Here is a 20,112-nt window from a genome sequence, read left to right on the forward strand (position 1 = left end):
AACATCAACCGGGAAGGAGACGCAGGTGTACGCCGAAGAACGACAGCACGCGATTGCCGAACTGATCAGTACCCACGGACGCGTCTCCGTCAACGATCTTTCTGCCACGTACGGCGTCACCACCGAAACCGTGCGGCGCGACCTCGCCACTCTCGACCGAATGGGAGTCGTGCGCCGCGTCCACGGTGGAGCAGTACCCGCATCCGCTCTGACCACACTCGAGCCCGGCGTATCCGAGCGCGAATTCACTCGCGCAGATCAGAAGGATGCAATCGCAGCCGCGGCGTTGTCCTTCCTGCCGCCGGTGGGCGGCAGCGCCGTGTTCGACGCCGGCACCACGACGGGCCGGCTTGCAGGCCTGCTTCCACACGATCGCGAGCTGATATTGGTGACCAACTCGGTACCGATCGCCGCTCGGGCTGCGACCATGCCGAACATCAATCTTCGATTGCTCGGCGGGCGTGTCCGCGGAACCACTCAGGCGGCCGTCGGCGACGAAGCACTGCGCGCTCTCGAATGGCTCCGGGTGGACGTCGCGTTCATCGGCACCAACGCCATCAGTGTCGGGCACGGGCTGTCCACCCCGGACAGCGACGAGGCAGCAGTCAAGCGCGCGATGGTCGATGCAGCGAATCATGTTGTCGTACTCGCTGATTCGTCGAAGATCGGCCGCGAGCACCTGGTGAGTTTCGCCCGAGTGGAGTCCATCGACGTCATCGTCACCGACAGCGACATCTCTACCAACGACCGTAAGAATCTCAGCGACAAAGGAATCGAGGTGGTGATCGCATGATGGTCACACTCACGGCCAACCCGAGCATGGACCGTACGGTCACACTCGACGCACCGCTCGTCCGCGGCGGCGTGCACCGGGCGTCGACGTCGGCCACTGACCCGGGCGGCAAGGGCGTCAACGTCGCTCGCGTTCTCGGCGGATCCGGAGTCGAGGCGTTGGCAGTGCTCCCGGCCAACGTCGGCGACCCGCTGCTCGACGCGATGGCCGCGAAAGGAGTGCGCTACTCGGCAGTTCCGACGTCGGGGCTTGCCCGAACCAACATCACGGTCAGCGAGATCGGTGGTACCACCACCAAGATCAACGAGCCGGGCGCAACGGTGTCGGAGCAGACCCGCGCCGAGCTGCGGGAACGAGTGCTCTCTCTCGCAGTCGGTGCCGAATGGGTTGTTCTGTCGGGTTCCCTTCCTCCCGGCTTACCGGTGGATTGGTATGCCGAGCTCGTCACCGCGTTGCGCGCCACCTCGGCGAAGGTCGCCGTCGACACCTCCGACGAGCCGCTCCTCGCTCTCGCGGCAGCGTTCCCGGCATCGGCTCCGGACCTGATGAAACCCAATTCCGAGGAACTTGCCCAACTGACCGGGTACGATTCGGAGGAGCTGGAAAGCGCAGCGGCACAGGGTGATCCCACTGCCGCCATCGCGGCCAGCACCATCCTTCTCGGCCGAGGGGTCGGCGCGGTACTGGCTACGCTCGGCAGCGCCGGGGCCGTACTGGTCACCGAGGACGGTTCCTGGTACGCCAGCCCGCCCCCGATCACCGCAGTCAGCACGGTCGGCGCGGGCGATTCCTCACTCGCCGGCTACATCCTCGCCGATGCCGAGAACTGCTCCGCCGCAGACAAACTACGCCGCGCCGTCGCCTACGGAACAGCAGCCACCGCACTACCAGGCACCACGCTTCCACTGCCCGAGCAGACCCACCCGACTTCGGTGACGGTTCGCGCGCTCGACCTCCCCACGTCCGTCACCCCGTCCACGCTCTCTCCTTCTTCGAACCGTCTCTAGGAGTCTCCAATGTCCAGCCCCACCGAAGATCAGCAGATCATCGCCGAGGATCTGATCCTCCTCGACGCCGATCTCGGCGAATCCAAGGATGCCGTCATCGAACGCCTCGCCGGTGTTCTGGCATCCGCAGGTCGCGCAACCGACACCGACGCTCTGCGTGACGCCGCACTGGCCCGCGAAGCGCAGTCGGCAACCGGTCTGCCCGGCGGCATCGCCATTCCGCACTGCCGCTCCGAGGCAGTCACCTCGGCCTCGCTCGGCTTCGCACGCCTGAACCCGAAGGTCGATTTCGGAGCCCCCGACGGCCCCGCAGACCTCGTCTTCCTGATCGCCGCTCCGGCCGGTGCCGGTTCGGCCCACATGAAGCTGCTCTCCAGCCTGGCCCGAGCACTGGTGAAGCCGGAGTTCGTCACCTCACTGCGCAACGCGTCCTCGGCGACCGAGATCGTCACGCTCGTCGACGGTGTCATCAACCCGGCTGCCAAGCCTGCCGCAGCCACTGCTGCCGCAGCTCCGGTCGACACCGCCAAGCACAGCGCGGCCGCCACCCCGGCCGAAGCGTCAACGGCCCCGAAGCACATCGTCGCGGTCACCGCCTGCCCCACCGGAATCGCGCACACCTACATGGCTGCCGACTCGCTCGTCGCCGCAGGCGAGCGCGCCGGAGTCACCGTTCACGTGGAGACCCAGGGCTCGAGCGGCAGCACGCCGCTGGATCCTTCGATCATCGCCGGAGCCGAAGCAGTCATCTTCGCCACCGATGTGGGCGTCAAGGGCCGCGAACGTTTCGCAGGCAAGCCCGTGATCTCCTCGGGCGTCAAGCGCGCCATCAACGAACCCGACGTCATGCTCACCGAAGCACTTCGCGCCGCACTGAACCCGGACGCAGCTCGCGTCGGCGGCACCGCAGTCGCGGCCGGCTCCAACGAGTCTGCCGGCGAGCTCGGCTGGGGCACCCGCATTCGCCAGATCCTGCTGACCGGCGTCAGCTACATGATCCCGTTCGTCGCTGCCGGTGGTCTGCTGATCGCTCTCGGCTTCCTGCTCGGTGGCTACGAGATCTCCGGCGTGGCCGAAGATATCGTCGTCAACAACTCGATCACCGCACTTCCCGACGGCGGACTGACGACGTATCTCGGTGCCGTACTCTTCCAGATCGGCGCACTCTCGTTCAGCTTCCTGGTTCCCGCGCTGGCCGGCTACATTTCCTACGCCATTGCAGACAGACCAGGTCTGGCACCAGGATTCACCGCAGGAGCGGTCGCCGTTCTGGTGGGTGCAGGCTTCATCGGCGGTCTCGTCGGTGGTCTGATCGCCGGCTTCGTCGCACTGTGGATCAGCAAGTGGAAGATCCCCGCCGTTCTGCGCGGCCTCATGCCGGTCGTCATCATTCCGCTGTTCGCCACCCTCATCGTCGGCGCGATCATGTTCCTGCTGCTCGGCAAGCCCCTCGCCGCGATCACCAGCGGACTGACCGACTGGCTCAACGGACTCAGCGGTTCCTCGGTCATCATCCTCGGCATCATCCTCGGCCTGATGATGTGCTTCGACCTCGGCGGACCGGTCAACAAGGCTGCCTACGCATTCGCGACGGCAGGCCTGTCGGTCACGGACACCGCATCACTGCGCATCATGGCTGCAGTCATGGCCGCAGGAATGGTGCCGCCGCTTGCCATGGCACTGGCCTCGACCGTTCGCTCGCGTCTGTTCACCGAGGCGGAGCGTGAGAACGGCAAGGCTGCCTGGTTCCTCGGAGCAGCATTCATCTCCGAGGGCGCAATCCCGTTCGCTGCGGCCGACCCGTTCCGCGTCATCCCCTCGATGATGGCCGGTGGCGCAGTCACCGGTGCCATGATCATGGCCTTCAACGTCACCCTCAGCGCGCCCCACGGCGGAATCTTCGTGTTCTTCGCCATCGGAAACATCCTGTGGTTCATCGTGTCTCTGGCCGTCGGAACCATCGTCTCGGCGTTCCTGGTCGTCTCGGCCAAGCAGTTCGTCAAGGGCAAGAACGCCCCGACCGAGGCCGAACTCGATCCGGCACTCGCCACCGTCTGACACTCGCTACGATCGCAACGACCCCACTACGAAGGAGCAGCACATGCCCAGCACCACAGTCGCCGTCGGATCTTCGATCGGTCTGCACGCTCGTCCCGCAGCACTGATCGCCGACGCCGTCGCCGAAGCCGGCGTGGACGTCACCCTCGCAGTGGCCGACTCGGAGCCGGTGGACGCAGGTTCGGCCCTGATGATCATGACGCTCGGAGCCACCAAGGGCACCGAAGTCACCGTCACCAGTGACGACCAGGCAGCACTGGACAAGGTGGTCGCACTCGTCGAAGCAGATTTGGATGCATAGGTCGTTCCGCAGGCTCCACTCCTGCGACGCCTAACGAGAACGCATCGATCGCCGGACGGTGAATCCCACCGCTCCGGCGATCAGCACCACACCGGCAGCGACGGCCGCTCGGAATTCCCATTCCGAGTCCGTCGCTGTCGGCGTCTCCGAGGGCTGATCTGCGCTCGGTGTCGGCGATACCGAGTCCGGCGCTGCGGGTTCGGGGGCAGAAAGCTCCATGGACTGCGCATCCGGAAGTCGAAGAATGGGTGGAAGAATTCCGTCGGTGGGACCGAACCCGGCCTCCGATGCCAGGAGCAGGCTTCCATCGGCCAGGAACGCCAGTGCCTCACCCTGCGGTTGATCGGGTAACGCCACCACCGCACGCGGCGCGTCCGGGTCGACCAACGCCGACGCGATGTCGCCGCCGGACGAACGAAACAGGTACGAATCGGTGTACGTGCGCACCGCGCCGACGGTGCCGTCGGCGCTCACCGCTCCCCCGGTCGCCAGAATCGATCCGACCACGAACGGCGGACCACCGACAGTCCCGGTAGCGGAGAACGCCATGTCGCCTACCTTGCGGAGGGCCGTCGGCCCCGGACTGCTCAGTTCCGTGACGGATTCGTTTCCGGTCGGTACGTACACTCCGCTGACGCCCGAGAGTTCCTTGGTGACGATCACCGGTCGACCGCCGGGTTCGATCAACACCGTCTCGGCGTCGTGCGCGCCGTCGGGGTAGGTGAGCCGGTGCAGTTCGCCCGCGCCCGTCACCGGGTCCATTCGCGTCAATGCCACTGTGTCGCGCCGCATCTGGTTGTCGCCGATGTCGGCCAACCACAGCGAACCGTCGTACGCGGTCAGGTCCTCGACGTCGTACGGGTCGACGGGTACGTCGATCCACCGATCCACAGCACAGGTCGCGTCGAGCACCGCGACCCGATCGTCGGCCCCACTGTCTCCGATCGCGTACAGGACACCGTCGATCGACGTCATCCCGGACAATTCCGCGAGACCGGGATCAGTTGGCAGACAGTATGTTTCCGCATCGATCGGCGCGGCGAACGCCGTTCCGGAGAACGCGGTGGCGGTGGCGACCACAGACGCGGCAACGCCCCGCACCACCAGCCGCGGCCCCATCGACGTCAGGCGCTGGGGACGATCGCCGTGAACTCGACGAGCGCAGCGGCCAGCGACTGCGGCACCCGAGCTTCGACGCGAGTGCCGTCCTCCTCGTGCGTGGACTGCACGATTCGACCATCGGTGTGGATCCGCGCGACCAGATCGCCGCGGGTGTACGGCACGAGGACGTCCACCAGCACGTCGGGCTCGGACAGGATGTCGCCGAGGTGATCGCGCAGTGCGTCGATGCCCTCACCGGTCTTCGCCGAAACGAACCGTGCGCCGTCGAGCAGCCCGCGCAACTGCGTGAGCTGCACCGGGTCGGCAGCGTCGATCTTGTTGACCACCAACAATTCCGGCGGCATCTTCGCGTCCTGCTCGCGAACCACGTCGGTGATCACTTCACGGACGGCCTTGATCTGATCGAGTGGGAGCGGATCGGACCCGTCGACGACGTGCAGCAGCAGATCGGCATCGGTGACCTCCTCCAGCGTCGAGCGGAAAGCCTCGACCAATTGAGTCGGGAGATGCCGGACGAAGCCGACGGTATCGGTCAGCACGATTGCGCGGCCATCCTCGAGAGTCGACTTACGCGTCGTGGGATCGAGGGTGGCGAACAGCGCATTCTGAACCAGCACACCGGAACCGGTCAACGCGTTCAGCAGACTCGACTTGCCCGCGTTGGTGTAGCCGACGATCGCGATGGACGGCACCGTGCCGCTCAATCGCTGTTCCCGTTTGGTGTCGCGGGCCTGCTTCATGCCCTTGATCTCGCGGCGCAGCTTGGCCATTCGCTCACGGATGCGTCGACGGTCGGTCTCGATCTTCGTTTCACCCGGTCCACGCAGACCGACACCGCCGTTGCTGCCCGCACGGCCACCGGCCTGACGCGACATCGACTCGCCCCAGCCGCGAAGCCTGGGCAACATGTACTCCATCTGAGCGAAAGCGACCTGCGCCTTGCCTTCTCGCGACGTCGCATGCTGCGCGAAGATGTCGAGGATCAGCGCGGTGCGGTCGATGACCTTGACCTTGACGACCTTCTCCAGCGCGTTGAGCTGGGCGGGAGTCAGCTCGCCGTCGCAGATCACCGTGTCGGCTCCGGTCGCGAGCACGATGTCGCGGACCTCTTTTGCCTTACCGGAACCGATGTACGTCGCAGCATCGGGCTTGTCGCGCCGTTGCATCAACGCTTCGAGTACCTCCGAGCCTGCCGTCTCGGCCAGCGCCGCAAGTTCGGTCATGCTGGACTCCGCCTGCGCAGCCGTACCGGTGGTCCACACTCCGACCAGCACCACGCGTTCGAGGCGCAGCTGTCGGTACTCGACCTCGGTGACGTCGGTGAGCTCGGTGGACAGGCCGGCCACTCGTCGTAGCGCGGTGCGTTCTTCGAGCTGCATGTCACCCGACGACGGGTCCTCGTCGTTGAGCGGAGATCGGGCCAACCGCCTCGACCACGCGTCGGACTCCTCGCGGGTCCATGCAGATGCGGTGTCGGGTGAACCGTCGGCATTCTCGACCGGTTCGCCCGCAGGTGATGTTTCATGTGAGTTCGTCATACATCCCCCATGATCCACGAAAATCCCAGCGTATGCACGCGGGTTTCGACTCCGCCCACGCATGGTGCCCGAGGAGACGTCAGTTCTGGGCCGCGAACCATCGGTCGTCGATCTCGCCGCGGGCAAGCAGGACCGAGGGCCCGCGGAGTGTGGCACCGACGTGATCGATGTGCACGCTGACCCGACCACCGAGTACGCCGACGCTCACCTCACCGGTCTCGAGACCCTCGTACGACAGCGCGGCCGCGGCTGCGGCCACAGTGCCGGTGCCACACGACCGCGTCTCGCCGACGCCACGCTCGAACACCCGCATCTCGACACCGCCGTCGTCCAGCCTGGTCAGCAGCTCCACGTTCGCCCCGCGGGGAAAGAACTCGGGGTCCAGGGTCGGCGGTGCGGACAGGTCGAGCGCGCCCAGAGCCGCACGGGTCAGCGTGCCGTCGACGCAGGCCAGATGCGGGTTGCCGACGTCTATCCCGACGCCCTCGTACGAGCCACCCGCAATGGCCACCGAGCTCGAGCCCATCAACGTCACATCACCCATCGCGACGGTGACATCGGCGTCGGTGTCGTCGAACGAGTGCACCGTCACCGCGCGGGCACCGGCCCGCGAACCCACCACGAACTGATCGCGATGTTCGAGGTCGTGCACGCGCAGGTAGTGGGCGAACACGCGAACACCGTTGCCGCACATCTCGGCTATCGTGCCGTCGCCGTTGCGATAGTCCATGAACCAGTCGTCGGGCTCGACACCGGACGGAAGTCGATCGAGTACGCCTGCATCTCGGAGTACACCGGCTCGGGCGACGCGCAGGATGCCGTCCGCACCGATGCCCTGGCGTCGATCGCACAACACCGCGACTGCCGATCTGGTGAGTTCGAGCTCGGCTGACGGATCCGGCAGTACGACGAAGTCGTTCTGAGTTCCGTGGCCTTTGGCGAATTCCATGGTCTCGAGTCTACGGGGGGTCGATGACACCCAGGGCGTCCGAGGTCAACGTGGACGACGCGCCGTCGAGCCAGCACACCCGGTCGTCTCGGCGGAACCAGGAACGCTGCCGTCGCACGTATCGCCTGGTGCCGATGAACGTGCGCTCGCGGGCGTGCTCGATGTCGTACACCCCCGCCAATACGTCGAGAGCCTGCGCGTACCCGATTGCCCGCGACGCCGTGACCCCTTCACGCAATCCGAGCCCGAGCAGGCCTTCCACCTCGTCGAGCAGTCCGGTGTCGAACATCAGCCGGGTGCGGGCATCGATTCGCTCGTCCAGTTCAGCGGTGTCGCGATCGACTCCCAATATGATTGTGCCCCAGCGCGGTTCACCGATCTTCGGGGCCGATGCCGCGAACGGTTTCCCGGTCAGCTCCACCACCTCCAGCGCGCGGACCATACGACGACCGTCGGTGGGCAGAATCGACGTGGCGGCCTCGGGATCGGCCGCCGTCAACGCGCGATGGATCTCGTCGACCCCGTCGCGTTCGAGCACGTCTTCCCATTTCGCGCGGACGACCGGATCCGTGGCCGGAAAGGCCCACTCGTCGAGCAGTGATTGCACGTACATCATCGATCCGCCGACGATGATCGGTCGCCGGCCTCTGGATCGGATGTCGTCGACGTCCGCGACGGCAGCACCCTGGTAGCGCGCAACGGTCGCGATATCGGTGACCTCGAGCACATCCAACTGGTGGTGCGGTATGCCGCGACGCTCTGCCACCGACAGCTTTGCGGTCCCTATGTCCATCCCCCGGTACTGCTGCATCGCGTCGATGTTGACGATCTCGCCGCCGAGCTTCTCTGCCAGATCGAGTGCCAGATCGGACTTGCCCGTGGCCGTCGGCCCGATCACCGCGATCGGGGTCGTGGCCGGATCGTACGAGCCGGGTTCGTCAGGCACGGGACCACGTTCCGACGTAGTACCCGACCCCGAAGGGGGCCCCACGGTAGAGCTCGGTAGCCGTGATGGTGTCCGAGCCGACGGTGGCCGCCAGCACCTGCCATGCCGCCCGTCCGCTCACGCCGACCGCCGCGCACAGTTCCGCATCGAGGTTCGCCAGTGCATCGACATCGGCCGCGGCGAGGGCATCGTCGATCCGCTGCTGAATCGCTTCGGCTCGCTCGTCGAACGAACCCGGTGCCTTGGCAGTCAGCGTGTTCGCGCCGTCTGCCAGCACCAGAATGCCCCAGCTCTCGGACGACGCGTCGAGTTCGCGCCGCAGCTCCGCGCCGTGTGTCGCGCACCATCGGGCACTCGCGTCGGCGGGGACCGTCCGGACCTCGACCGCAGAGTCCGGATCGCTCGTTCCGCGCAACCAACCGGCGATCAGGACGGACAACGGCAGTTCAGGGTCCGGCAGAGTCGACGACGGTCGATCGGACAGTCGCACCACGATGTCGACGCCGAAGCCGCGAAAAGTACCGACTGTGGTCGCGTCGTACGTCTCTTCGCTCTGATCGACACCGATCGCCATCCACCGGTCGACCTTCGACGTCAGCTGCGTCACCGCGTCGGCCGCGGCGGCGCGAAGATCGGCCGTCTCGGCAGCACTGGAGCCCATCAGTTCGGGGACGAGCAACGGTGGAGAGGGCACCAGGGCCGCGGCACGAAACACGAACACCACGGTAGTCGGTGGCGCGACTTGGCCGGACGAGTCCACCTCGAGTCGTCTGAGCTGTTTCAATGGTCCGATCGGTCGTCACCTAGTTCAATGGTGTCCAGATCGCGAGTGAAGGCAGCCGTGACGCGCGGCAGAGATGAGGAACAATGACCGACCCGAACGCCGGCACGCCCACCGAGGCCACATCCTCGGGTGCACCTGCCCCGACCCCCGGTGCCGCCCAGCCCGGCACCTCGACCCCCGGCGGATCCGAGCCAGGCCGTGTAACCGAGCAAAGCAGTGCACCGAAGCCCGGCAGCGGCCCCAAGCCAGGCGGGGGGCCGAAGCCCGGTGGTGGCCCCAAGCCAGGCGGCCCAGGTGCCGGTTCTCCTCGTCCCGGCGGTTCGGCCGGAGCCAAACCCCACCCGGCGTCCTCGCACGTCGCCACTGTGGTCCCCACGGTTGCCCCGGCAAGCGATCCCAGCAAGTTCGGCAGAGTTGACGACGACGGCACCGCGTGGGTGACCACCGCCGACGGCGAGCGGCAGATCGGGTCATGGCAGGCCGGCGACGCAGCCGAGGGCCTCGCACATTTCGGTCGTCGCTACGACGACCTGGCCACGGAGGTCGGTCTGCTCGAGGCTCGATTGACCTCGGGCACCGGCGATGCCAAGAAGACCAAGGCCGCCGCCTCCTCGTTGCTGGAGAGTCTGCCGACCGCTGCGGTCATCGGCGATCTCGACCTGCTCGCCCGACGACTCGACGCCGTCGTCGAGCACTCCGACGCCGCAGCGGCCGTGGCCAAGCACGAGAAAGAACTCGAACGAGCCGAGCACACTGCTCGCAAGGAGGCTCTCGCAACCGAGGCCGAGCAGATCGGCAGCGAATCGACGCAGTGGAAGCAGGCCGGAGATCGGCTACGCGAGATTCTCGACGAGTGGAAGACGATTCGCGGGGTGGACCGCAAGGTCGACGATGCTCTGTGGAAGCGCTACTCCAAGGCCCGGGAGAACTTCAACCGCCGCCGCGGCGCGCACTTCGCCGATCTCGATCGCGAACGAGGGGCCGCGAAAGTCCGCAAGGAAGAGTTGGTCGAGCGCGCCACTGCGTTGTCCTCGTCGACGGACTGGGGTCCCACTGCGGCCGCGTTCCGCGATCTTCTGGTGGAGTGGAAGGCGTCGGGGCGGGCTCCTCGCGACGCCGACGACGCCCTGTGGAAGAACTTCAAGGCTGCCCAGGACGTGTTCTTCGCGGCACGGAACGCGGCGGCTTCCGAACGGGATGCCGAGTTCGAAGCCAACGCCGAGGCCAAGGAAGCTCTTTTGGCCAAGACTCACATCGATCCGAGCAAGGATCTCGATGCGGCTCGATCCGCACTGCGTGACCTGCAGGACAAGTGGGATGCCATCGGCAAGGTTCCGCGCGAGAAGATGCAGGAACTCGAAGGCAAACTGCGCGCGATCGAGAAGTCCGTGCACGACGCCGTGGAGTCGCAGTGGCGTCGTTCCGACCCCGAGGCGGTCGCCCGCGCTGCTCAGTTCCGCGAACGGGTGGCCCAGTTCGAGGATCAGGCGGCAAAGGCGACGGCAGCAGGAAAGACCAAGGACGCCGAGCGCGCACTGGCTCAGGCGCAGCAGTGGCGTGAATGGGCCGACGCGGCCGAGAGTGCCGTAGACGAGCTGTGATTCGTCAACGGCACTCCTGACTGGGGACGGCCGATCGGACCTACGGGGCCGAGTGGCCGTCCCACAGTCGCAGCTTCTGTTCGCCCGACGCGGCCGCGATGCGTCGCTGTTCCTGAGCTGCGAGTTGCGAGTTCGTCTTGTTCCACACTGCTTTGAGCCAGTGGAATGTCAACGCCATCACGGCGATCCACGCGATGATCAGACCGATCCCCGGCCCGGCGCCCTGCAGGTTGTCCGGCACGGTCTGCCTCGACCAGATCGAGAGCATCCCGAACACCGACGACACCGCGCAGCCGGCAAGCGCCGCCCAGGCCAACGCCCACATTCGGGTGACGAGCGCCAGTACGGACATGACCACACCGAACGTCAGCACCAGCACGACGAAGATCCGCGACGGCAGTGCAATCGATTCGGCGACTGCCGCATCGCTACCGGAGAGCACATCGAATCCGCTGGCAGATCCGGTGTGCGGCAACGCGAATGTGACCAGTAGGACCAGCACCAGCCCGGCCACGACCATGGCACGCGCGCCGGGGTCCAACTCGGTCATCACCGCTCTCTCGGTTCGTCCGAGTTCCTCTGCGGATCGTGAAGGTACGACGCGGTCGGGTCCGTCTGTCTCGGTCATACGTTGCATCCTGTCTGAACCGGAAGCGGCGCCGGTGCGCCGATCGAGGGAAGTCCGAGGCCGACGCCGATCGGTGCCGTCTTCGGCATGACGCCGCGTTCGTGCGCGTCGCCTGCTGCCGTGCGGCGGTGCGTGAGCACTCCCGCATCGGCGATGAGGTGGTACGGAGCGGCCGCGGTGAGGGTGGTGGTGACGACGTCGCCCGGGCGAATATCGCTCGCTCTGTCGGCGTCGACGGCGAAGTGCACGAGTCGACCGTCTCGTGCTCGACCGCTCATCCGATGCGTGGCGGCATTCTTTCGCCCCTCACCGGTCGCGACGAGCAGTTCGACCTCGGTACCGATCAGCGCCTGGTTGGCGGCGAGAACCATCTCTTCCTGCAACGCGATCAACCGCAGATACCGTTCCTGCACAACTTCTTTGGGGATCTGATCGGGCATGTCGGCGGCGGGTGTACCTGGACGCTTGGAGTACTGGAAGGTGTAGGCGTTCGCGAACTTCGCGCGGCGCACCACGTCGAGGGTTTGCTCGAAATCCTCTTCGGTCTCGCCCGGGAAGCCGACGATGATGTCGGTGGTGATGGCTGCGTGCGGCATGGCCGCGCGCACTTTGTCGATGATGCCCATGAACTTCGTCTGCCGATAGGACCTGCGCATCGCCTTGAGGATTCGATCCGATCCGGACTGCAGCGGCATGTGCAGAGTGGGGCAGATGTTCGGAGTGGCCGCCATCGCCTCGATGACGTCATCGGTGAATTCGGCCGGATGCGGAGACGTGAAGCGCACCCGCTCGAGCCCCTCGATCGAGCCGCAGGCGGTCAGCAGAGACGCGAACGCGCCGCGATCTCGAGGCATGTCCGGATCGGCGAACGAGGCACCGTAGGCATTGACGTTCTGACCGAGCAGCGTCACTTCGAGCACGCCCTGGTCCACCAAAGCCTGCACCTCGGCGAGGATGTCGCCCGGTCGGCGGTCGATCTCCTTGCCGCGCAGCGCCGGGACGATGCAGAAGGTGCAGGTGTTGTTGCAGCCCACGGAGATCGACACCCAGCCCGCGTACGTCGACTCCCGCTTCGCAGGCAGGGTGGACGGAAAAGCTTCCAGGGACTCGAGAATCTCGACCTGGGCCTGCTCGTTGTGCCGGGCGCGCTCGAGCAACACCGGCAGCGACCCGATGTTGTGGGTGCCGAACACGACGTCGACCCACGGAGCCTTGTCGACCACCGTGTTGCGATCCTTCTGAGCAAGGCAGCCACCGACAGCGATCTGCATGTTGGGGTTTCGCGTTTTCGCCGGCCGCAACATGCCGAGGTTGCCGTAGAGCTTGTTGTCGGCGTTCTCCCGCACCGCGCACGTGTTGAAGACGACGAGGTCGGCATCGGTGCCGGCGTCCGCAGGAACGTAGCCGGCCTCCTCCAACAGACCCGACAGCCGCTCGGAATCGTGAACGTTCATCTGACAACCGTGCGTACGCACCTCGTAGCTGCGGGGAACTGCCGCCGACGGGTCGATCACCGGCACGGGATCGGTACTCCCGCGATCGGCCACGTCCACGGTCGGAAAAACACTCGTCTGCACCCCTCCAGGGTACGTCCATCGCACCGACTGGCCCGCCGGGGTCGCAGGCTCCACCACAGACTGTGCAGGGCCGATGCGGGCCGACAGTAAAGTTTCCATTACATAATCGAAGATGGCAGGCGAAAACGCCGGTCGGCGAGGAAACTACGCATAGGGTTTCGACTTATGACGCACGCCACCGACGCGCCGGCATCGACACCCCCGCCGGGCGCACCTTCGATGATCTCGCTCAAATCCGTCGACAAACATTTCGGTGATCTGCACGTCCTCAAGGACATCAACCTGGAAGTGCCGGCCGGTCAGGTCGTCATCGTCGTGGGTCCTTCAGGATCGGGTAAGTCGACTCTGTGCCGAACGATCAACCGGTTGGAGCCGATCGATTCCGGTGCCATCGAGGTCGACGGAGATCTACTCCCCGCCGAAGGAAAGGCTCTTGCGGCACTGCGTGCCGACGTGGGCATGGTGTTCCAGTCGTTCAACCTGTTCGCACACAAGACAATCCTGCAGAACGTCATGCTCGCGCCCATGAAGGTGCGCAAGCAGAAGAAGGACGAGGCAGAGAAGAGCGCGTTGGCTCTGCTCGAACGCGTGGGGATCGCCAACCAGGCCGACAAGTACCCCGCTCAGCTCTCCGGTGGTCAGCAGCAGCGTGTCGCCATCGCTCGATCGCTCGCCATGAACCCCAAGGTGATGCTGTTCGACGAGCCCACCTCGGCCCTCGACCCCGAAATGGTCAACGAGGTACTCGACGTCATGACCTCGCTCGCCAAGGAGGGCATGACGATGCTCGTCGTGACCCACGAGATGGGCTTCGCCCGCAAGGCAGGCGACCGCGTCATCTTCATGGCCGACGGAGCCGTCGTCGAGGACACCGATCCCGAAACCTTCTTCAAGTCCCCCAAGTCCGAACGCGCCAAGGACTTCCTCGGCAAGATCCTCGGTCACTGACCCGCTTCACCGTTCACCCCGCATACCCGAACCGATCCTTAAGGACATTCACTGTGAGAATCACCCGACCGCTTCGCTTCGGTGTCGCCATCGCCGCTCTCTCCATCGTCGCCACCGCCTGCGGCGGCGGCGAAGAAGCCCGCACCATCTCGAGCAGCGCCGAATCCGGCAACCTCATCGTCGGCATCAAGTTCGATCAGCCCGGCCTCGGTCTGCGCAATCCGGACGGCACCTTCAGCGGATTCGACGTCGAGGTCGCCAAGTACGTCGCAGGCAAGCTCGGCGTCGACGAGGCGAACATCGAATTCAAGGAGTCTCCCTCGGCACAGCGCGAGACCCTGATCGAAAACGGCGAGGTCGACTACATCGTCGCCACCTACTCGATCACCGACACCCGCAAGGAGAAGGTCGGCTTCGCCGGGCCGTACTTCGTGGCGGGTCAGTCGTTGCTCGTCCGCGAAGACAACACCGACATCACCGGTGCCGATTCGCTCAACGACGGTAAGCGGCTCTGCTCGGTCACCGGATCCACCCCGGCCCAGAACATCGCCGACGAGTACCCCGGCGTGCAGCTGCAGCCGTTCGACACGTACTCCGCGTGTGTGGAAGCCCTGCGCAACGGCACGGTCGACGCCGTGACCACCGACGACATCATCCTCGCCGGCTATGCAGCACAGTCCCCCGGACAGTTCAAGGTGGTCGGCGAGCCGTTCACCACGGAGAACTACGGCATCGGCCTGAACAAGGACGACACCGACGGACGCAACAAGATCAACGACGCCATCGAAGAGATGGTCTCCAGCGGTGCCTGGGAGCAGGCGTTCAACGACACCGTGGGCGCATCGGGCTACCCGCTGCCGACCCCGCCCACCGTCGACCGCTACTGATCGACCCTGTCGTCGTGTTCCGCGTGCGTGTGCACGCGGAACACGACGGTTCGATCTCGCCGAGCCGTGAGGATCAACAAGCACCGTGAACCTATTGAGCAAGTACGGCGATCAACTGATCGACGCGTTCCTCTCGACCATCTACCTGACGTTGGCATCCCTCGTCGGCGCGCTGGTCATCGGAACGATCATTGCCGCGATGCGGGTGTCTCCCATCCCGATCGCACGTGGCATAGCCGCGACGTACGTCACCATTTTTCGTAACACCCCGTTGACCCTGATCATTCTGTTCACCTCGTTCGGCCTCTACCAGACCATGGGTGTCTCCCTCGCGTCGGAGTCGTCGTCGACATTCCTCGACGACAACAACTTTCGCTTGGCGATCCTCGGTCTGAGTGTCTACACCGCGTCGTTCGTGGCCGAGTCTCTACGCTCGGGAATCAACACTGTCCCGGTCGGTCAGGCAGAAGCGGGCCGATCACTGGGAATGACGTTCACCCAGAACATCTCCATCGTCGTTCTCCCACAGGCATTCCGAGCCGTGGTCGGACCTCTCGGCAGTGTCGTGATCGCACTGACGAAGAACACGACCATCGCCTCGGTCATCGGCGTCGCGGAGGCGTCGTTCCTGATGAAGAACATGATCGAGAACGAAGCCGCGATCTTCGTCGTCGGCGGCATCTTCGCCCTCGGCTTCATGATCCTGACGCTCCCGACCGGGTTGCTGTTCGGCTACATCAGCAAGCGATTGGCGGTGTCATGATGAGTGATGCAGTAGCAGTTCTGTACGACGTTCCGGGTCCGAAAGCGGTACTGCGCTACCGAATTCTGACTGTCGTCGTCGCGATCGTCTCGTTGGGCCTCGCGTTCCTGATCTACCGGGCACTCGACTCCAAAGGTCAGCTGACCGCCGAGAAGTGGGATCCGTTCCTCGAATCGACCACGTGGACCACGTATCTCATACCCGGCATTCAGGGCACTCTGGTGGCGGCAGCGCTGTCGATCGTGTTCGCGCTCGTCCTCGGTGCGGCCCTAGGTATCGGCAGGCTCTCCGATCACCGGGTGGTACGGGTGATCAGTGGCGCATTCGTCGAGGTCTTCCGCGCAGTTCCCGTACTGATCCTGATGATCTTCCTGTACGCGGTGTACGCCGACTACGAGGTCTTCAAGGTCAAGTATCTTGCCTTGGCTGCCGTGGTCACAGGCCTGACTCTGTACAACGGTTCGGTCATTGCCGAAATCGTGCGCGCCGGTGTCAATTCGCTACCGAAGGGTCAACGCGAAGCCGCGTCGGCTTTGGGCATGCGCAAGAGCCAGGTCATGTTGCTGGTTCTGCTCCCCCAGGCCGTCACTGCCATGCTTCCGGCGATCATTTCGCAGATGGTGGTGGCACTGAAGGACTCGGCGCTCGGTTACGTCATCGGGTACGTCGAGGTCGTCCGTTCGGGACAGCAGGTGGGCGCGTTCTACAGCAATTATCTGCCGTCGTTGGTGATCGTGGCTGTCATCATGATCATCATCAACTCGGCGCTGACGAAGCTGGCCACCGTGGTCGAACGTCGTCTGCGTTCTCGTAAGCGCAAGGCGGGGGCGACTGCCGTCGTTCCTGCTCTCGACGGCGGTCAGGCAGCCTGACCTCGGATCGACTGAAACATTCGGTAATCCTGGACAAGTAAGGCCCGCAACACCGATGGTGTTGCGGGCCTTACTGTTTCTCGACGGCACCGTCTCGAGGTGGACGATCACATCGAGTCGGGGCCGTCGAAGTCTTCGGTGTCTGCACCTGCGCGGTCGAGTTCTTCTTTGACCACCGCAAATGCCATTCCTTGCGAGTATCCGCGGCGAGCGAGCATACCGACCAGCTTGCGGACTACCTTGTCACGCTCCACACGGGCATCCGGACCACTCGAATCGGGCAGCCTCAGGGTGCGGAATCGCTTGCGTACCAGTTCACCTGCACGCTGGCGCTCGTCGTCGGCGTCGATCAGATCCAATGCGCTCACAGCGAGCTCGTTGCTGACGCCCTTGGTTCGGAGCTCCATGCTCAGCGCGCGTTTGCCCTTGCCCGAATATTTGTGCCGGGATTGGACCCATTGCTGCGCGAAGGACTCGTCGTCGACAAGCTTTGCCTTCTCGAGTCGGTCGAGAACTGCGGCCGTGATCTCGGCAGTGAAGCCCTTCTTCGCAAGATTCGCTTCGAGTTCGTGCCTGCTACGCGCTCGGTCGGTCAGCAACCGAAGGCAGACATCCTTCGCCTGCGCCTCGGTGCCGCCACCCTCGTCTCGCTGCTGCACAGCGACAACAGGTTAGAAGTCGACCGGAGCGACTGCGGGCTCCTCTGCGGTGACGTCCGCGCCGATCTGCAGCTTCTCCATGATCTTCTTCTCGATCTCGTCCCGCACGTCGGGGTTCTCGAGCATGAACTTGCGGGCGTTCTCCTTGCCCTGGCCGAGCTGATCGCCCTCGTAGGTGAACCACGAACCCGACTTACGAATGAAGCCGTGCTCGACGCCCATGTCGATCAACGAGCCCTCGCGGCTGATGCCCTTGCCGTAGATGATGTCGAACTCGGCCTGCTTGAACGGCGGCGCGACCTTGTTCTTGACGACCTTGACCCGAGTGCGGTTACCGATGGCGTCGGTTCCGTCCTTCAGGGTCTCGATGCGGCGGATGTCGAGTCGAACCGAGGCGTAGAACTTCAATGCCTTACCACCGGTGGTGGTTTCGGGAGAGCCGAACATGACGCCGATCTTCTCGCGCAACTGGTTGATGAAGATGACGGTGGTGCCGGAATTGCTCATCGCGCCGGTGATCTTGCGCAGCGCCTGGCTCATCAGGCGAGCCTGAAGACCCACGTGACTGTCGCCCATCTCGCCTTCGATCTCGGCGCGCGGCACGAGTGCGGCCACCGAGTCGATCACGAGGATATCGAGTGCGCCCGAACGGATCAGCATGTCGGCGATTTCGAGGGCTTGCTCGCCGGTATCGGGCTGCGAGACCAGCAGAGCATCGGTGTCGACACCGAGCTTCTTCGCGTAGTCCGGATCCAGTGCGTGCTCCGCGTCGATGAAGGCAGCGATTCCGCCGGCCCGCTGAGCACTGGCCACCGCGTGCAAGGCAACGGTGGTCTTACCCGAGGACTCCGGGCCGTAGACCTCGATGACACGACCACGCGGCAACCCTCCGATGCCGAGTGCCACATCGAGCGCGATCGATCCTGTGGGGATGACGGCAATGGGCTGGCGGACCTCGTCACCGAGGCGCATCACCGAACCCTTGCCGAAGTTCTTGTCGATCTGCGCGAGTGCGAGATCGAGCGCTTTGTCGCGATCGTATGCAGCCATCGTGAGCTCCCTGTGTCGTGTCGTTCAGCTGTGTCGTGTCGATCAGCTTTGTCGTCGGTAACGCTAGAACGGGGTACCGACAAGAAGTTTCTCTGGACCGCTCAGCAACCGTTGACACCAGCATAGGGGAACACGTGTTCGAGTCAACTACCACGACGTTCGACACGCCGAGCAAACTCGATCCGATCCGCGGAGCGCTACCAGCGTTCTCTGGGAACGTCGAACTCGTAGCAGATCGAGCGCCACACTTCCCTCGGGTCGACGCCCTCCTCGATGGCCTGAGCCCCGGTTCGTCCGATCCCGGACAGCACATGATCGGTCAACAGGGAATTGCCTCGAACGGAGCCGAACTCCTCGGTGAGCAGTTCACGAAATTCGGTCAGACGCACATCGTCAACCCTAACGTCCCGTCCCTCGCGCGTTCCGAGCGAGGACCTCGTGGCATACCGTCACCGGATCTTCGACGGACTTCGCGCCTGCCGCCGCCACGGCGGCAGCCCTGGCAAATCGCGGATCGGCGAGAACGTCGGCCACCGCGCCGGCGATGGACGTTGCCGTAGGGGGTCGCACGATCACGGCGCTCCCCTGCCGCGCGGCCCGATTCGCCAGTTCCCACTGATCACCGCCACCGGGCACGGTCACCACCGGAACTCCGTGAATGAGAGCTTTGGCCAACATGCCATGACCACCACCGCACACCACCACATCGGCGTGACGCAGAAGCTCGTCCTGCCGACCGAGGCCCGCATTCGCCCAGTTCGGCAGTACATCGGGGACCCCGTCGAGAACCGACGCCACGACCCGAACCCCGGTGCCGTCCAACCCTTTCAGCGCCATCTCGAGCATTCCCTCGGCACCGGTGAACGCCGTCGACGGGGCGACCATCACCAAAGGGGATTCGCCGTCCGGCAGCTCGAGCAGATCGTCGGTCGGCTCCCACAGCAACGGACCGATCACGTGCGCGTCCCCGGGCCAGTCGGGACGCTCCACCTCCAACGCGGGAATGGTGGCAATCAGACGAGCACTCGGGCCCGGATCCCGGGGCGGGAGCCCGATACTCGTCCTGGCAAGGGAGCGTTGAGTCCGCCCCTGCGCAATCGAGCGTGCCGTCAGAGCACGCATCACGGTATCGCGCAGCCTGCCACGAAGACCGGTGCCGGGAGCCAGACCACTTCCGATGGGCGGCAACCCTTTCGAGGGTGAATACAGAGGATGGGGCGAGAGCTCGACCCAGGGTGTACCGAGCCGTTCGGCAGCCATGCCGCCTCCTGCGGTCAGGATGTCGGACACCACGAGGTCGACGTTCTCCCGCTCGAGGTCGGGCAACAATTCGGTGGAGACGAACGCCGCGCGAGAGTGGATACGCTGTCCGGCGTCCAGATCGTCGTCCTCCGGTCGCGGTGCCAGTCCGCCCAACGGGAATGCCCGCAGCCCGAGCGCACGGGCGTCGGGCACCCAACGACTTCCGGTGAACAGGACCGGTTCGTCACCGGCCCGACGAAACAACAGAGACAGGGCAATGGCCGGAAACGCATGCCCCGGATCGGGCCCGGCCACCACTGCAACTCGCACCGGACCAGCGTGCCACACCCGACTCCACGAGCTCGACGCGTGTCGAGGTCACCGCAG

Annotated in this window: 20 protein-coding genes; 9 read left to right on the forward strand and 11 right to left on the reverse strand. The window is 65.0% G+C overall.

Features of this window, described 5'->3' with window-relative positions; translation table 11 throughout:
- Positions 1–25: 25 nt before the first annotated feature.
- Genes CH286_RS23090 through CH286_RS23105 form a run of 4 tightly spaced genes read left to right on the forward strand, consistent with a single transcriptional unit; the run spans position 26 to position 4,159 of the window.
- On the forward strand, positions 26–793 hold the full coding sequence (locus tag CH286_RS23090; protein ID WP_032403279.1) for a DeoR/GlpR family DNA-binding transcription regulator: 768 nt from the start codon (positions 26–28) through the stop codon (positions 791–793).
- Positions 790–1,800 (forward strand): 1-phosphofructokinase family hexose kinase, encoded by a 1,011-nt coding sequence (locus CH286_RS23095; RefSeq protein WP_032403278.1) that lies wholly within the window; start codon positions 790–792, stop codon positions 1,798–1,800. The genes CH286_RS23090 and CH286_RS23095 overlap by 4 nt, the downstream gene beginning before the upstream one ends.
- A 9-nt stretch (positions 1,801–1,809) precedes the next feature.
- Positions 1,810–3,858 (forward strand): PTS fructose transporter subunit IIABC, encoded by a 2,049-nt coding sequence (locus CH286_RS23100; protein ID WP_032403277.1) that lies wholly within the window; start codon positions 1,810–1,812, stop codon positions 3,856–3,858.
- A gap of 43 nt (positions 3,859–3,901) precedes the next feature.
- Positions 3,902–4,159, forward strand: coding sequence for an HPr family phosphocarrier protein (locus tag CH286_RS23105; protein WP_032377711.1), 258 nt, complete (start codon positions 3,902–3,904; stop codon positions 4,157–4,159).
- Positions 4,160–4,189: 30 nt separating this feature from the next.
- On the opposite strand, the gene CH286_RS23110 is transcribed toward CH286_RS23105, so the two are convergent.
- From CH286_RS23110 to CH286_RS23130, 5 genes are all read right to left on the reverse strand, one after another.
- Entirely contained in the window at positions 4,190–5,278 is a 1,089-nt protein-coding gene (locus tag CH286_RS23110; RefSeq protein ID WP_094610497.1) for a hypothetical protein, read from the reverse strand.
- A 5-nt stretch (positions 5,279–5,283) separates the two neighbouring features.
- Positions 5,284–6,819: a GTPase HflX gene (gene hflX / locus CH286_RS23115; RefSeq protein ID WP_032377709.1), complete on the reverse strand. Its 1,536-nt coding sequence runs from the start codon at positions 6,817–6,819 to the stop codon at positions 5,284–5,286.
- Between the two features lie 79 nt (positions 6,820–6,898).
- On the reverse strand, positions 6,899–7,768 hold the full coding sequence (gene dapF, locus CH286_RS23120) for a diaminopimelate epimerase (protein ID WP_032377708.1): 870 nt from the start codon (positions 7,766–7,768) through the stop codon (positions 6,899–6,901).
- Between the two features lie 10 nt (positions 7,769–7,778).
- Positions 7,779–8,714 carry a tRNA (adenosine(37)-N6)-dimethylallyltransferase MiaA gene (gene miaA, locus CH286_RS23125; RefSeq protein WP_094610498.1) on the reverse strand — a complete coding sequence of 312 codons (936 nt, stop codon included), beginning with the start codon at positions 8,712–8,714 and terminating at the stop codon, positions 7,779–7,781.
- Complete coding sequence (locus tag CH286_RS23130) at positions 8,707–9,429, reverse strand: hypothetical protein (protein WP_176458325.1); 723 nt, start codon at positions 9,427–9,429, stop codon at positions 8,707–8,709. Before CH286_RS23130 ends, miaA begins: the two co-directional genes overlap by 8 nt.
- Before the next feature lie 152 nt (positions 9,430–9,581).
- On the opposite strand from CH286_RS23130, the gene CH286_RS23135 reads away from it, so the two are divergent.
- On the forward strand, positions 9,582–11,099 hold the full coding sequence (locus CH286_RS23135; protein WP_037151577.1) for a DUF349 domain-containing protein: 1,518 nt from the start codon (positions 9,582–9,584) through the stop codon (positions 11,097–11,099).
- A gap of 40 nt (positions 11,100–11,139) precedes the next feature.
- Here the strand turns inward: CH286_RS23135 and CH286_RS23140 are convergent, their stop codons facing one another.
- Together CH286_RS23140 and miaB are read right to left on the reverse strand one after the other, a co-directional pair.
- Positions 11,140–11,727, reverse strand: a complete 588-nt coding sequence (locus CH286_RS23140; protein WP_032378420.1) for an Rv2732c family membrane protein — start codon at positions 11,725–11,727, stop codon at positions 11,140–11,142.
- Entirely contained in the window at positions 11,724–13,241 is a 1,518-nt protein-coding gene (gene miaB / locus CH286_RS23145) for a tRNA (N6-isopentenyl adenosine(37)-C2)-methylthiotransferase MiaB (protein WP_441347141.1), read from the reverse strand. The genes CH286_RS23140 and miaB overlap by 4 nt, the downstream gene beginning before the upstream one ends.
- A gap of 282 nt (positions 13,242–13,523) precedes the next feature.
- On the opposite strand from miaB, the gene CH286_RS23150 reads away from it, so the two are divergent.
- The 4 genes from CH286_RS23150 (at position 13,524) to CH286_RS23165 (ending at position 16,774) form a co-directional block, all read left to right on the forward strand.
- Positions 13,524–14,252 carry an amino acid ABC transporter ATP-binding protein gene (locus CH286_RS23150; protein WP_170944851.1) on the forward strand — a complete coding sequence of 243 codons (729 nt, stop codon included), beginning with the start codon at positions 13,524–13,526 and terminating at the stop codon, positions 14,250–14,252.
- Positions 14,253–14,305: 53 nt separating this feature from the next.
- On the forward strand, positions 14,306–15,139 hold the full coding sequence (locus CH286_RS23155) for a glutamate ABC transporter substrate-binding protein (RefSeq protein WP_037173936.1): 834 nt from the start codon (positions 14,306–14,308) through the stop codon (positions 15,137–15,139).
- An 85-nt stretch (positions 15,140–15,224) separates the two neighbouring features.
- Positions 15,225–15,902, forward strand: a complete 678-nt coding sequence (locus CH286_RS23160; protein ID WP_032377154.1) for an amino acid ABC transporter permease — start codon at positions 15,225–15,227, stop codon at positions 15,900–15,902.
- Complete coding sequence (locus CH286_RS23165) at positions 15,902–16,774, forward strand: amino acid ABC transporter permease (protein ID WP_094610500.1); 873 nt, start codon at positions 15,902–15,904, stop codon at positions 16,772–16,774. The genes CH286_RS23160 and CH286_RS23165 overlap by 1 nt, the downstream gene beginning before the upstream one ends.
- A 107-nt stretch (positions 16,775–16,881) precedes the next feature.
- Here the strand turns inward: CH286_RS23165 and CH286_RS23170 are convergent, their stop codons facing one another.
- The 4 genes from CH286_RS23170 to CH286_RS23185 all read right to left on the reverse strand — a co-directional run bounded on the left by CH286_RS23170 (position 16,882) and on the right by CH286_RS23185 (position 20,055).
- Positions 16,882–17,433 (reverse strand): regulatory protein RecX, encoded by a 552-nt coding sequence (locus CH286_RS23170; RefSeq protein WP_032403270.1) that lies wholly within the window; start codon positions 17,431–17,433, stop codon positions 16,882–16,884.
- Between the two features lie 12 nt (positions 17,434–17,445).
- Entirely contained in the window at positions 17,446–18,483 is a 1,038-nt protein-coding gene (gene recA, locus CH286_RS23175) for a recombinase RecA (RefSeq protein ID WP_032377151.1), read from the reverse strand.
- 197 nt (positions 18,484–18,680) lie between these two features.
- The gene (locus tag CH286_RS23180; RefSeq protein ID WP_032377150.1) at positions 18,681–18,872 is read right to left on the reverse strand and encodes a DUF3046 domain-containing protein; all 192 of its coding nucleotides are present in this window, start codon (positions 18,870–18,872) and stop codon (positions 18,681–18,683) included.
- A 10-nt stretch (positions 18,873–18,882) separates the two neighbouring features.
- Positions 18,883–20,055, reverse strand: coding sequence for a glycosyltransferase (locus CH286_RS23185; RefSeq protein ID WP_176458326.1), 1,173 nt, complete (start codon positions 20,053–20,055; stop codon positions 18,883–18,885).
- Positions 20,056–20,112: the final 57 nt, after the last annotated feature.

Source organism: Rhodococcus sp. WWJCD1 (assembly GCF_002258735.1).
In the GTDB taxonomy this organism is placed as follows: Bacteria; Actinomycetota; Actinomycetes; order Mycobacteriales; family Mycobacteriaceae; genus Rhodococcoides.